Origin of the sequence: Mesorhizobium sp. M0207, from assembly GCF_040321995.1 — a bacterium.
In the GTDB taxonomy this organism is placed as follows: Bacteria; Pseudomonadota; Alphaproteobacteria; order Rhizobiales; family Rhizobiaceae; genus Mesorhizobium.
Genome location: NZ_JAMYSQ010000026.1, coordinates 34,278 through 47,634, shown reverse-complemented (window position 1 = coordinate 47,634; position 13,357 = coordinate 34,278). Strand labels below are relative to the sequence as shown.

Annotated in this window: 9 protein-coding genes and 3 pseudogenes; 6 read left to right on the top strand and 6 right to left on the bottom strand. The window is 59.7% G+C overall.

What is annotated here, in order from left to right:
- Positions 1-487: 487 nt before the first annotated feature.
- Together NKJ15_RS26690 and nadE are read right to left on the bottom strand one after the other, a co-directional pair.
- Positions 488-1,570, bottom strand: a complete 1,083-nt coding sequence (locus NKJ15_RS26690) for a sensor histidine kinase (protein ID WP_352818673.1) — start codon at positions 1,568-1,570, stop codon at positions 488-490.
- Positions 1,571-1,974: 404 nt separating this feature from the next.
- Positions 1,975-2,306, bottom strand: a pseudogene (gene nadE / locus NKJ15_RS26685) (NAD(+) synthase); the annotation flags it as partial.
- A gap of 1,013 nt (positions 2,307-3,319) precedes the next feature.
- On the opposite strand from nadE, the gene NKJ15_RS26680 reads away from it, so the two are divergent.
- A complete protein-coding gene (locus NKJ15_RS26680) occupies positions 3,320-5,386 on the top strand; it encodes a carbamoyltransferase family protein (protein ID WP_352818739.1) in 2,067 nt (688 codons plus the stop codon).
- Between the two features lie 85 nt (positions 5,387-5,471).
- Here the strand turns inward: NKJ15_RS26680 and NKJ15_RS26675 are convergent, their stop codons facing one another.
- Positions 5,472-5,648, bottom strand: a complete 177-nt coding sequence (locus tag NKJ15_RS26675; RefSeq protein ID WP_352818670.1) for a hypothetical protein — start codon at positions 5,646-5,648, stop codon at positions 5,472-5,474.
- Positions 5,649-5,968: 320 nt separating this feature from the next.
- On the opposite strand from NKJ15_RS26675, the gene NKJ15_RS26670 reads away from it, so the two are divergent.
- The 3 genes from NKJ15_RS26670 (at position 5,969) to NKJ15_RS26660 (ending at position 8,486) form a co-directional block, all read left to right on the top strand.
- Positions 5,969-7,153: a glycosyltransferase family 9 protein gene (locus NKJ15_RS26670; protein ID WP_352493108.1), complete on the top strand. Its 1,185-nt coding sequence runs from the start codon at positions 5,969-5,971 to the stop codon at positions 7,151-7,153.
- A 538-nt stretch (positions 7,154-7,691) separates the two neighbouring features.
- Positions 7,692-7,976 carry a type II toxin-antitoxin system TacA family antitoxin gene (locus NKJ15_RS26665; RefSeq protein WP_352453587.1) on the top strand — a complete coding sequence of 95 codons (285 nt, stop codon included), beginning with the start codon at positions 7,692-7,694 and terminating at the stop codon, positions 7,974-7,976.
- Positions 7,977-8,486 carry a GNAT family N-acetyltransferase gene (locus tag NKJ15_RS26660; protein WP_352818668.1) on the top strand — a complete coding sequence of 170 codons (510 nt, stop codon included), beginning with the start codon at positions 7,977-7,979 and terminating at the stop codon, positions 8,484-8,486. It abuts the gene before it with no gap.
- A gap of 63 nt (positions 8,487-8,549) precedes the next feature.
- Here the strand turns inward: NKJ15_RS26660 and NKJ15_RS26655 are convergent, their stop codons facing one another.
- The 3 genes and pseudogenes from NKJ15_RS26655 to NKJ15_RS26645 form a co-directional block, all read right to left on the bottom strand.
- Entirely contained in the window at positions 8,550-8,843 is a 294-nt protein-coding gene (locus NKJ15_RS26655; protein WP_352818665.1) for a hypothetical protein, read from the bottom strand.
- 868 nt (positions 8,844-9,711) lie between these two features.
- Entirely contained in the window at positions 9,712-10,101 is a 390-nt protein-coding gene (locus tag NKJ15_RS26650; RefSeq protein ID WP_502906951.1) for an FMN-binding negative transcriptional regulator, read from the bottom strand.
- Between the two features lie 89 nt (positions 10,102-10,190).
- Positions 10,191-10,406, bottom strand: a pseudogene (locus tag NKJ15_RS26645) (hypothetical protein); the annotation flags it as partial.
- A 282-nt stretch (positions 10,407-10,688) separates the two neighbouring features.
- Here NKJ15_RS26645 and NKJ15_RS26640 point away from each other — a divergent pair.
- Together NKJ15_RS26640 and NKJ15_RS26635 are read left to right on the top strand one after the other, a co-directional pair.
- Positions 10,689-12,335, top strand: coding sequence for an MFS transporter (locus NKJ15_RS26640; protein ID WP_352508099.1), 1,647 nt, complete (start codon positions 10,689-10,691; stop codon positions 12,333-12,335).
- Positions 12,336-13,102: 767 nt separating this feature from the next.
- Positions 13,103-13,351: pseudogene (locus NKJ15_RS26635) on the top strand (hypothetical protein); the annotation flags it as partial.
- Between the last annotated feature and the right edge of the window lie 6 nt (positions 13,352-13,357).

Here is a 13,357-nt window from a genome sequence, read left to right as displayed (position 1 = left end):
GCGCGTAGTAGGAAATACTGGTGCAACTGGTCACCCCAGGCGTCAGGATAATCGTAGAACCAATCGAACGAATGCACGCATCGCGGTTTGCCTACAGCACTGCTCTCCTGTCCCGATAGCGCAAATTCGCGGTTACCTCCGGCCACGAACAGTCGGACCAATTTTATTTGTAGGTTAGACCTTCGTCCTCGGCAAGATTGGCCAAGCGATGACTCGCTGCTGAATTGCCGGCCCGCGCGTGATGAGCGCGAAGGCGTCAGGTGCCCCCGCCGTCAAGACTCAAGCCGCGACGTAATCAGGCGGGAGTGCCTTCCGCTAGGTGGGGATGGACTGGCCGCCGAAGTCAGAAGCAGCAAGCCTGGAGCATAATGGAAGACCTCGACCATGTGAAGCAGGCCGCGAAGCGCGTCCGGGCCTATTTGCAGCCACCTGCTCAAAGCCGCGACATGAAGCCAGCCGCCAGCCTGCCATGTTCGACGGCAATCGTTTAGCTTGCTGCCGCCGACCGCTTGAAAACGATGGTCACCTTCGTCCCTTTGTTGGCGCTGGACTCGACGGCTAGCTGCGCCTTGGCGTTCTCGGTCAGCGAGCGCGCGATCAGCGCTCCGAGCTTGCCTGGTTTGGGCCACACCTCGCCTTCCGGCAGGCCGATTCCGTCGTCCGCCACTATAACCCGGCAGCCGTCGCCATCGACGACGCTGTGCAGTGTTATCGTGCCGCCATCGCGGCCCCGGAACGCATGCTTTAGTGAATTGGTCAGCAATTCGTTTACGACCAGCCCGGCCGGCATGGCCACGTTTATTGACACGGGATATGTATCCACCTTCATATCCAGGCGGATCCCCTCGACCGCATGCGAGCTCATCACCGCGGACGCGATCTGGCTGAGATACACACCAAGGTCGACCTCCTCCTTCGGCTCGTCGGCCGTTAGCGTCTGGTAGAGGATCGCCAGAGCGTCGACGCGACCGGCGAGCCGCTCAAACCGTCTCCGGTCGGCCTCGGTCGCGTTGCGGCTTTCCAGCCGGATCAGCGCGGTGATCATCTGCAGGTTGTTCTTCACCCGGTGCTGCAGTTCGCGCAGCAGCGTGTCTTTCTCGCTAACACGCTCCTCCGCCGAGCGCTCATCTCCCGCCTCGCCATGGGCGGATACGTCGACCAGGGCCACCAGTCGGAAGCACACCTTGCCGTTGTCGTCTTCGATCACGTTCGAATAAACGTCGACGATCGCGGGTTTGTCCTCTCCGCGCTCCAGCTTGAAGGTGCCGACCAAATCGGTTCCCTCGACCACGGCCTCGGCTAGCGGCCTGTCCTTTTGCTGATGGAGGCCCGTGCCTAAAAGGGCCGCCCAGTTTTCTTGGGTGAGCCTGGCGGCTGTCAGGCCTGACAGTTTCTCGAATTCCGGATTGGCGTAGACCACGCGCTCTTCACCGGCAAGGTCCGAAACGGCTATGGCGATCGGCACCTGGTCGAGGAATTTCTTGAACTGTTCGCTTTCCAGTGCGGTTGCAAGGTCAGGTGTATCAAGCAACTGCTCGACCGCCTCAGCCTTCTCTGAATCCGATGTCATTTGCGCGCCTGTTTTGTGCGGATATTATCAACAATGCGGCGAGCCTGCCATCGCCAAAACTGGAGCTGCATCTCACATTTCGCATCACGCATCTGACAACAAGCTCTGCATCGCGTAACGGCCGCACGTCCAGCATTGCGACCGGCCGAAGGAGAGCGGCAAGGATCGGCTAGAATCCAGGTGTCTGGAATGTCGAAGCGACCGGTCAAGTGGGTACGCTGCGGAAGATCGATAGAGCAGGCATTCAGGGAGAATGAGTTCGCGTGCCGGCCTCGGCGATACGTGCCGACACTGTCAACCTCATGACCGCATGCGGGCTGAAAGAGCAGCGCTTCGCTCCAGCGGTAATTCAGGCCGCTAGCTGCCTAACTGCGGCAAGCCCATCGATCGTGTATGTTGAGACGCTATTGCCGATGCCTAAATATCGAACCCGTCATGGCAATCGTTGTGACGGGAAGCGCTCGCTTATGGGCTGTGCTGGAATGCGCATGAAGTATACGCCTGTGCGCCGCTTCGTTGATCTCTTGGCCTTCGAGGAAGTCGTCAATCTCATCGTATGTGAGACCGGGACGAGGTTCTCCAGGTCGGCGGTCGGGATCTTTTCAACAAGATCAGACGGAGCGCCCAGATACACTGCCAAGGCGCGAACTCTGCGCTTGTTCAGCCCGGAAAGAGGAAGAATGTCTGCGGCACCATCGCCGAACTTGGTGAAGAAGCCCATCAAGGCCTCGGCTGCTTCGAAGCGACTTCTGAAAAAGAAGTGTGGGTTTGCTCTCATACCCTTTGCTGAAAAATGTTGTGATAGAGCGCATGGAATGCCACGCGCTTCGAATCGGAGTAGCCATCCGGGAAGCCTGAAGCCCCTTTGAAGCGCATGTCCGGCAGCTATTCATAGCGTGGATGACTTTGATCGAAACAAACGATTTCATAACTCTTCGGAAATCTTGCATGGACAAAAGCACGTCCGCACCGGTCACCCATCCAAAGGAGAAAATCTTCCATGCGCCCTGACGTGCAGTGGAGGTCGTGCCGAGAAGTGAGTTGCAACTGGCCGATCATGTCGGCGGTTCGACGCTAGTCGTCCCCAATGTTCCTGAGCTGCGAAGTCTTGCAGGCGAGCCAGCTGCCCAGCGCGATTCTGCTTGTGGCGGGCTTTTTGCCGCAGGCAGTCCGCTCGTTTGGGCAGCGGATTGGAGACCCGGCCGGCAGCGCTACCATACAACATCAGCGCACTTTACATCTACGCGGTATTGCCGGGCTTCCAGTCGGTGCCATGTTTGGCCGACGAATGACGCGATGCGGCCTCCTGCACAAGCGAAGGCGTTATCGGATGTGCGACCGGGAAGCAGGCGGACAGTGCAGCACATGTCACTCGCCTGTGCGACGGTCTTTCGGGGAATGAAATCGGGCCAGTTCACGGCGCGGCATTATTCGTCAACAGCCGCCCCTTCGCAAGGATATAGGCAGCCCGCGTCACAAGTTCGTGCTGCAGATGAAAACGGCATCGCCGGCATGCAAGTCAGCAGCCGCTCAAGATTCGATGATCCAGCCAAGCTCTCGGCGTCATGGAACGGCAGGCGCCACGATCGAAGCATCTCATCTTGATTCAGGCGGACCCTTATGAGGCGTTCTTTGATGCCGGTGATGCCTGACAGGCGGTTGCAGCTGCAAGCGACAACGCGGCCTATTTAGTTGGAAACGGTCTGAGGCAGGCCAATTTGGCTTGCCCGTCACTATGTGGAGAAAGAAATGCTGTGTCTAGGAATTAGCGGCGGACTTGACCAAGTCCATGAAAACCGATTCGAGCTTCGGAACGCCTTTATGCACGATGGCGCCGCGGTGCTCGTCCGAGACGGACGGGTGATAGCAGCCGTCGAAGAGGAACGCCTCAATCGGATGAAACACTCCAACAAGCTCCCAATTCGTTCGATTCAATACTGTCTGTCAGCGGCGGGGGTTCAGCTCAACGACATTGATCGTGTCGCGCTCTACGCCAGCGAGCCCTATGCCAACGCCATGCTTGAAGGTATGTCCGCATCCCACCCGGACATTCTCTCCATTCCGTTGGATGCTAAAACGTTGGTGCAGGATCTGTTAACGCGTGAGTTCGGCACTAAGTTGGACAGTTCGCGTATTTCATTCGTAAGTCATCATCAGGCGCACGCCGTGAGCGCCTTTGCAATGTCGGGCTTCGAACAAAGTCTCATTCTAGCGATTGATGGCTCTGGTGATTTCCTATCGGGCCTCTTGGCGGTAGGGTCTGGCACAGAAATTACGCAACTCGAGGCTTTCCCCGAGAACAATTCTCTTGGGCTGTTTTATCTCGAGACGATCCGCTATCTCGGCTACGGCTTGTTCGACGAGTATAAGGTAATGGGACTCGCGCCCTACGGCGACCCCGCTCCCTATCGCGAGCTCTTCGAGCAGTTCTACGAGCTCTCCGCCAACGGCGGTGGCTACCGTGTTCACCTCGACCGCATCGGTCCGGCGTTGCTCCGCAATATCGAGGTCAGGCGAAAGGGAATGCCCTTCACCCAGCAGCATCGAGATGTGAGTGCGTCACTGCAGGAAGCGCTTGAGCGGATCGTGTTCCACATTCTCCGGCATCACCGTGAGGCCACCGGCATGAAGCGGTTGTGCCTGGCGGGGGGGGTGGCCCACAACTGCACGATGAACGGTAAGCTGCTGTATTCAGGGCTTTTCGAAGACATTTTCGTGCAACCCGCGTCTCACGACGCTGGCTGCGCATTGGGAGCTGCGCTGATAGTCTCTAACGAGATAGGCCGCCCCGCGCCGTGTGAGCGACTGCAGGAGGTCTATTGGGGTCCTGATCTCGGGAGCGAGCGCGCCGTGCAACAGGAACTGAATGCATGGGCCGGACATCTCGAGGTTGAACGCTCTGATGACGTGGCAAGCAGTGCAGCCGACTGGATCGCCAACGGCGCCGTGATCGGCTGGGTGCAGGGTCGTTCGGAGTTTGGGCCACGTGCGCTGGGCAACCGCAGCATTCTTGCCGACCCTCGGCCCGCCGCAAACAAGGACCGGATCAATGCGATGGTCAAGAAGCGCGAAGGCTATCGGCCCTTCGCGCCATCTGTGCTGGAGGAGGATGCGAGCGAATTTTTCGACCTCCCGGACGGTAGGCACGAATTTCCATTCATGAATTTCGTCGTTCGCGTGCGTGACTCAAAGCGCGCCTTGCTCGGTGCCATCACGCACGTCGACGGTACCGCTCGCCTGCAAACAGTATCGCGCAACGCCAATCCCGCGTACTGGGAGGTCATCAATGCGTTCAAGAAGCGCACAGGCACTCCAATTCTGCTCAATACGTCCTTTAACAACAATGCCGAACCGATCGTGGATTCGGTTGCAGACGCGATTGCCACCTTTCTGACGACAGAGCTGGATGGACTTGTGGTCGGGCCCTTCCTGGTAAAAAAGCGGGCTGCAACGCTGCAGGATTGGACTGCGCTTGCGGTTTCGTTGCCGCCCTATGTGTCCCTCCATCAAACCCGCGCTTACAAAGCGCCAGATCGTCGGGAGACTCACTGCGAGATCAGCACGACCCACTTCAGCAGTGACAGTGTACGAATTTCACACGACTTGTTTAATCTGCTGATGCGGATTGAGGGCGAAGCCGTGTTGGGAGATCTCCTCAATACAATTGCGCCGGATCAGGCTAAGCGTGAAGCTCTGATGGAGGGCCTGCGACGGCTGTGGGAGCAGCGCCTCGTTCGATTGCATCCCTCACAAGCTGCTCGCATGGATCAAGACTGCGATCAAACGCTGGACCAGCATAACAGGCTCTCAGCGTGATAGAGGTGCCGCTATCCAAGCTCGGCGAATAATGGTGTTCATCGATGCCGCCTGCCACCTCACCGCTGGCAGGCAGTCGACTTCATCACAGGGTTGATTCGTCCACTTCACCTTGGACGACCGGACGCGCAGAAAAAAGCGGCTGCGGCGGGTCCTTGCTAGCCAACGTGATGCGGGACCACAGCGACAGGGCGTGCCCGAGACGGTCAATGCGGCCGGCGGTGTCGTCGCCGGCGGCGACGGTCGCATTCAGGATCAGCATCGACCAAAGAGCGAGGCCACTGCCGTTATGCTCCGAGATCTGGGGACGGCGGCATGGCGATCACCGTCTACTCGGCGTTGCCGAACTCACTGCATGCGAGACCGTGACGAAGCCCTTCACATTGCGGGTCGGGACATAGCTGGCTTTCTTGGCGCGCTACCATCGCTAGAGATGCAGACTTCGCCCAACAGCTCCTGCTGGAGCGCGGCTTGGATCTGATGGCAGAATTCTTGCGGAGACGCGGACAAAGTGGGGAGCACTCCAACCTACACACGCGTCACTGGGCTATCAGTGTTGACCGTATAATCTTCGGAATGGCAATGGCATATTTTACAAAGCACGACGGCAATCAAATTATATACCGCAGCTGGGAAGAGCCGGAACAGTCAAGCGCAAGGATGAGAATTTTGGTCCTCAAGCTTGATCATGTCGGCGACTTTTGGATGTCTCTAGGGCCTCTAAAGGACCTTCGTCAGCGTTTTGCGCATGCCCACATTACGCTGGTGGTGGGAAGCTGGAACATCGCTACTGCAAAACAGTTCGACCTCGCCGACGATCACATTGCCTTTGACTTTTTTCCTCGCAACCCAAAAGTCAAAACGCGCAAAGAAGCCGCGGACATAAGGCCGCTGCTGACCGGCGAGTTTGATCTTGCCATTGATATGCGTGTTCCGGAAGAAACAAGGCCGATCTTGCTTGAAGTTCCCGCCAGGCACCGTGCGGCGATAGTTGATCCGTACAGCATGCATCAGATCGATATTGCGATAGCGCCATTCAATCTGAAACTGCGCAGAACCATTTTCTACAAGCTGGTCCAAAAAATAGGGCTTGCTAACAAAATCCCCCGTAGATGGCTTGATTGGTTCATTGACCGTAAGCAGGTGCGTCTCCAGCATGTGTCAGAAATCCTCCTCTTTCTGGTCGCAAAGGCAGCTGCCTATTTCGAAAGCGGAGCGGGTCACCCACAGAATTCGACTACAGGCAATGCCCCGATTGTCGTGGCTCCGTTCTCCAATTCCAGCCTGCGAGATTGGCCGATTGAAAGTTTTGGCAAAGTTGTCGCTGCTCTTTCGACCCGTGGTGAGGTGGTCCTCGTTGGCCGTGGCGAATGCCTGGAAGCGCTTGAGGAGGTTGCGAAGATAGCTAGGGAACGTGGAGCCGCGAACATTCGGACGGCTGTCGACTTGTCAGAATTGGAATTCAATTGTCTCGTGAATTCGGCCGCGCTCGTCGTTTCGAACAATTCAGGCACCGGCCATGTCGCTGCCCAGCTTGGCCGCCCTACTATCGGCATTTTCACGGCGTCACATCTACCTGAGATTTGGGGGTTTCGAGGTCCCTTGGTCAGCATGCTTATGAGTGTTATTGAATGTCGCGGATGTGGTCTGGACCAAGTGCGGCATTGTCCGGTCAAAGTCCGATGCAAGTTCGACATCACGCCGGATCTCGTGATTGCCGAGGTAAACGCCTTGATGAATCATTGTAAGGGTACGGCACAAGCTTAGTGGCTCGCGGTCACCACAACCGCGATTGCCCAGCCCTTGTCGCTGATTCAATCGCTACAATCATCTAAAGGCCGAAATTCAGAATCGAATCGACTTGTTCGAAGGACCGCAGTGGCGATGTCACATTGGCCGACAGGTGGCATAGAGCGGCGCCTGAGAATGAAAGTGCCGCCGCCCAGCCTTCATAGCCGTTCCTCCTTTGTGGCGTGACGGCCCGAAAGTCGCCATCGCGTCAGATGTTCATCAGGTTCGGGATAGCCGGGGCTCGTCCGGCGACAGTCATGGCAGCGACTTCGCTTCTGGACCCGCTCATCCGGCCGCCAAAAACAAATGCGCTTCCTAAGCCGTAATTGATCCGCCGGAGCTGACCAAAGCCACCTTGCTCTGGGTTGCGGCAATGGCGACTGGGGCGAGAAGCCGAGAAGAACCGATGCGGCGAGAAATCCTGAAACCATCCGCCACGAGACGTCGCCAGGGAACGTAGTATTGCGTTCCGCGTTACACTAACGTATATACGTCCGCAGCACAGGAGCGCGCCATGGCCACCACACCCACTAGGAAGGAAGCACCCGTCTCGATGCGGTTTCGCGACGATGATCTCACCATCATCGACCGCGGCGCGGAGCTGCTCGGCCTGTCGCGCACGGAGTTCATGCGGCGCGCCGCGCTGCACGAGGCGCAGGCGGCCATCCTCAACGAAACCGTCATCCGCGTGTCCCCGGAAGCCTATGACGCCTTCATGCAGGCGATCTCAGCCCCGGCCGCTGCGCCCCCGGCGAAGGCGGCCGAGCGGCTGCGTCGGTCCCCGCCCTGGGACCGCTAGGTGGCGCTTTCAGGCATCGAACTCCTCGACCACGCACACCGCCTCGACAGCTTCGATTGCGGCAAGCCGGCGCTCCATGCTTGGCTGGCCGGCTTCGCGCGAACGAACCAGGCGCGCGGGTTTACCCGCGTCCTGGTCGTTCACGACGAGGGAACAGTCGTCGGGTATTACGGCCTCGCGCCGGGCGTGATCCAGCCAAATAGCGCACCGCGCGCCATCCGCACCGGACGCCCGCCCGATCCGATCCCCTGCCTGCTGATCGGACAACTCGCCGTCGACCACCGCTATGCCGGACAAGGCGTCGGTAGCGGCTTGGTCAAGGACGCGCTGTATCGCTGCGTCGCCGGCGCCGACATCGTCGGCGGCCGCGCGGTGGTGGTGCGGGCGATCGACGCCGAGGCAGAGCGCTACTGGCAGAGCTGGGGCTTCATTCCCGCGCGGGACAATCCGTCGGTGCTCATGCGCTCGATCCAGGACGTGAGCCTCTGGCTGGCCGACAAAGGCCACTAGCTCCGCGCGCGTAGCGCCTCCGGAAGCGGCAGGTCTGCGCGCCGGCCTGCCGCCGACCGGGCTCTAGTTGCGGCGTCCCGCCGCTCCCCGAGCCGGCTTCGCCGTCTCGGCCTTCGGGTGACGATCCCTCACGCAGGGCCAGAGGGAGACGGCGGTCAGAGAGAGGGAGCCCTGGAGAGAAGGGAAAGTCATGATCTCGATGATATTCATAGGTGCCGCGAGATATTTGAGCTGCCGGAACCTGCCATCGCTCGGATCCGCCCAATCGTTGTTGCCGTGCACGGCGTGCTGATTGGCGACGCGTCTGGAGCCGATGCCGAGGCGCAGGGCCTGCTCGCGGGCTACGGCTACAAACATGTCGGGGTCCTCCATGCGGCCAAGGAACCCCGCAACGATCTGGGCGACTGGGCTGCCTACCGGGTCCCGTCTCCTGAAGGCGCTAGAGGATACTGGATCCACGCCGCCAAAGACCGGGAGATGGCGCGCGCCGATTTTGGGATGATAGTCTGGGACGGCGCGTCACCCGGCACGGCCGTCAACGTGCTTCGGCTCGCCATGGCGAACAAGCCGAGGTCATCTACGATCTGGCCAGGGGCAGCATGGCGACTACGCACCATGTCGGAGACTGGTGCGCCATTGCTCCGCGATGCCGGTCCAGACATTCGGCGCGCCAAGCCGAAGCCCGCATGACGCCAGGCGAGCGCCTGGCGTTGCCGGGATGATGTACGCGCGGTCCCGGCGGGTCCAACGCGATAGGCTTGATCCGGCCCCGCGCCCCCAACTCCACTTGTATGAACGGCCGGGGCCGGCCCTTTTCGAAACCGGCTCACCGCCGCGTGGCGTTGTGCAGGATGATTGTCTTGACCCGTCTCGCATCTGAAGCGGGTGCAAGCCTGCCGCACATGCCGCTGCTTGGTCATCCAACCTGGCTGCGAGGCATCGCTACCGTGGGGCGTGGCGTTCGCTGCCAGTCGGCTCCGATCTCCAAACCGCTGTGCCGCCATACCGAACACGCAAGGCGGTTTAACCGCCAGGCTGCTGTTCAAGGTATTAACGACTCAAGCGGCATGACCGGAGAGGCTGGCGGGGTAAGCAGCTTCCATCGATCCGGCGGCATTGCGGATGTGGCTGGCGATGGCGGCCTGAGTTCTTGTCCATCTGCCGCATAGCGGGTGGTCAGATGCTGGTCGCGTTTCCGGCGAGCCGAAGCATTTGTCTCTCAAGGTCACCCGTTGGAAATCCAGCACCAGCAGCTTGTCGGGACAAGATAGTTGCTATTGGGATTGGCCGCCGCAACCGCGAGCATCGCTTCTCCCATCCCATTGACGCCTCGGGCATTCAGCATTTCACCAGCGTTCTGAATGTCGCGCACCTCTTTGTTCTGGCTGAGTTTTGATTTACCAACCAGGCTGGTGATCTCGATTTCCAGGGCGACGATCGCCTTCACCATCGTGTCGATGAAGTCCTTCGGCGCGTCGCCCATCTTCCACGGGGCAGGCTGCGAGGCTTCATGCATGTGAGTGAGCTTCGTCACGTTACGGCGCACATAGCGCTCATCATCCCGGACAGTGATGCGTCCGTGGGCGTGGACGACGAGATAGTTCCACGTCGGCACCTGGTTATGGAATTCATGCTTGCTTGGATACCAGTTCGGCGAGATGTAAGCGTCAGACCATCGAGCTCGTCCCGGACCGCATGGCGCTACGGCGTCACCTCCAGCCCGGCGAGACAGTCGTCATTGTCCGTGAGGGTGACCGCCGCCTCTACGGTGAGAATATTGATCGCCGGCAACTTATGGCGCCTGCCGACCTCAAATTCGTTGAAGTCGTGCGCCGGCCTGATCTTGACCGCGCCGCTGCCTTTCTCCGGATCAGAATACTCGTCCGCCACCACCGCGATCCTGCGGCCGACGATCGGCAGAGGATTCGCTGCTAGCACCGTGGCAGTTTGACAACCCGGCCATCGGGGCGGTAGCACCGTCCAAGGCCAAGAGTCGCAGGGCAGACCGCACCCCATCGGGCTGCGCGACCCAGACCAGCTGACGCCCAACTGGCACACTCATCGCGCATCAGCACCGTGGATGCGACATCTAATTTGTTGCGAGCGCGATATCGGAACTTGGTTGTGACGCAGCTGTGCGTAAGCGCACCCGCTGTCAGCAAGTGAGTGAGCGAAAGAACTACGTGGTGGAGGTGAGAAGTCATGCGGCGTCAAGATTCCCCGCCCTTTGCGGCAAACACACTGATCCCTCTTCAGAATCCGGTCTTTCGTTCGATCTGGACAGCCACGCAGATATCCAGCCTTGGCTGGCTGGTGCAGAGCGTGGCTATAAGCTGGCTTATGGCAACGATTTCAGCCTCCGATCTGATGGTTGCGCTCGTGCAGGCTGCATCGACACTGCCCGCCTTCTTCTTGTCGATCCTTGCTGGAGCGATTGCAGACAGCTTCAGCCGCCGCGGCGTGATGCTTGCCGGACATTGCCTGATCGCACTGGCATCCACGGCGCTGGCTCTCTCTGTTGGACTGGGCTTTGTCAGTCCATGGCTGATCTTGGGACTGAGTTTCTTGGCGGGATGCGGCTTCGCCTTGAATGATCCAGCCTGGCACGCCTCGGTCGGCGACATCCTGGAAAAGCGCGACATACCCGCTGCAGTGACGCTGATGTCGGTGGGGTACAACGTGGTTCGGAGCATAGGACCGGCGCTGGGCGGTGTAATTTTGGCTTTGCTGGGCCCCCTTACGGCTTTCGCCTTCGCTGCGCTGACCGACCTGGTCCCGTTGAGCGCTGTGCTGCGCTCCAAGTGGCAAGTTCGCTCTTCGCCTCTTCCGCGCGAGCGGATGACGACGGCCATTCATGATGGCATGCGCTTCACGGCAATCTCCTCGGAGATCAGAGTGGCGATCGTGCGCGCAACCCTGTTCGGGCTGTCAAGCATCTCGATCCTTGCTCTGCTCCCCCTCGTGGTTCGCGACCAACTGGCGGGGGGGCCAATTGTTTACGGCGTCCTGTTAGCCGGCTTCGGCACAGGCGCCTTCATCGCGGGCATTGGCAATAGCTACTTGCGACGCATCACGTCCCAAAATCGATTGATCACGCTCGCATCCGTTGCTTGCGCAACGTGTTGCCTTTTACTGGCTCTCACATCATCGGTGGCTGTAGCAGCGATCGCGCTTGCAATCGCTGGCGCAGGCTGGGTTGTCACCTGGACCGGAACCGACGTGTGTGTGCAGTTGGCAAGCCCAAGGTGGGTCGTTGGTCGCACCCTGTCGATCTATTACGCCCTGACCTACGGCGGCATGGCAGCGGGCAGCTGGATCTGGGGTGCTGTCGCGCAGTACTATTCCCTGACGTGGGCTTTGGAAGGTGCTGCAGCGGCGCTGTTGCTGGTTGCAGCCGTGGGAAAGCTATTGCCGGTACGGCTATGGGAGGAATCGGATCAAGGGGCCTTCGACTTCAGGCCACCAGAACTGGCCCTCGATTTGAAGCCCAGGAGCGGCCCGATCGTGATCAAGGTGGAGTACTCGATACCCGAGGAGAATATCGAGGAATTTCTGAGCTGCATGCGCGAAAGGCGGCGCGTTCAGAGCCGTGCCGGTGCGCGGGACTGGACCCTCCAGCGCGATCTTCAGAACTCGACTCTTTGGACCGAGACATTCCGCACGCCGACATGGACGGACTATCTTCGTCTAAACCATCGGCTAACGGTGACTGACAGGGAGGTAGGCGAGCGCCTTGCCGCTCTGCAGGTCGGTGATTCTCCTCCTCGTCTCTCACTTTCGATCGAGCGGTCGACAAGCCCCGCCCCCGGCAGCCAAGTCCAGCCCGTGCCCTTTGTATCGCGCCCGTAAGGAAACCAGTAACTTTTCTGGGTTCGGACACGTGAATGGCCGAGACCTACTCCATCTTTAGTCGGGACTGCCCGGATTGCCATACGTTGCGGTCGGTTAGGCGAGCATGAGGATTTGTGTGGCACGTACGTCCACCACGGGCCCATGTCCAGCCCCACCGCCTCTGCCATCAGATCGGCTTGGGCACGGGTTCAGGTCGCCTGTCCCCCTGCATCGTGGCGAGCAGCGCGAGCAAGGGGGCGGAGGGGTCTCCCCGGTCTGCACGGAGCGAAGCGGGCAGACGGAGGAATCCGCCAGCGGCGACTTGCAGGGAGAGGGCCGCGCGCCTCTTTCCCTCCCTCACAAAACGTGCCGCCAAACACGTTCACGTCGGCGCAGCCGTGCCGCAGAGCCGGCCGCAACAAAGAAGGCCCGCAAGGCGGAAGCATCGAAATGTCCGCCAGCGGGACCAATTCAGTTCGGTGCTGGAGAAAGCGGTTCAACAGGGCGGCCGTAGTAGGAGCACCAGCATAGCGCCGTCGCCAGGCGCGATGCGGACCGACAGCCCCGACGAAGGGCGCTGATTGATCGACTGAAATTGGATCGGGTCATTTTATCAGCTGACATAATCCATGAATTTTTCACGATGCTTCAGCGCGCGCCTGGATTTTCTGCATTTAGCTGCAGCGAAGGTCCCGGTGATGCGGTGGAAGCGCACCCGGGGCATCTTGGACCTATTTGATGCAGCCATCCAGGACTGCCATTGCCACAGCAGTGGTCACAACATGCTAGGCGGGCTTCTGGAGATGAACGCGACGATCGGTCAGACGCTCTTTCATTGGCTGCGGTCGGCGCCAGACGGTCGCGGAGCTTCAAATCTGATCGGGCTCCCGAGCGAATTGCCGTCCTACGAGCATTCGGGACCGATCTCGGCCTACAGGCACGCCTTACTTCGGGCGGCGGATCAAGTGATCCGTGAGGGGAATGCCACGCCGGCATGGCTCGCCAATGACTTCAATGCCAACTGTCGGCAGTCACATCAT

Coding starts and splice junctions, on each gene's coding strand:
- NKJ15_RS26670 (WP_352493108.1), top strand. CDS start 5,969: ATGGCATATTTTACAAAGCACGACGGCAATCAAATTATATACCGCAGC.
- NKJ15_RS26665 (WP_352453587.1), top strand. CDS start 7,692: ATGGCCACCACACCCACTAGGAAGGAAGCACCCGTCTCGATGCGGTTT.
- NKJ15_RS26675 (WP_352818670.1), bottom strand. CDS start 5,648: ATGCTGATCCTGAATGCGACCGTCGCCGCCGGCGACGACACCGCCGGC.
- NKJ15_RS26690 (WP_352818673.1), bottom strand. CDS start 1,570: ATGACATCGGATTCAGAGAAGGCTGAGGCGGTCGAGCAGTTGCTTGAT.
- NKJ15_RS26680 (WP_352818739.1), top strand. CDS start 3,320: ATGCTGTGTCTAGGAATTAGCGGCGGACTTGACCAAGTCCATGAAAAC.
- NKJ15_RS26640 (WP_352508099.1), top strand. CDS start 10,689: ATGCGGCGTCAAGATTCCCCGCCCTTTGCGGCAAACACACTGATCCCT.
- NKJ15_RS26655 (WP_352818665.1), bottom strand. CDS start 8,843: ATGTTTGTAGCCGTAGCCCGCGAGCAGGCCCTGCGCCTCGGCATCGGC.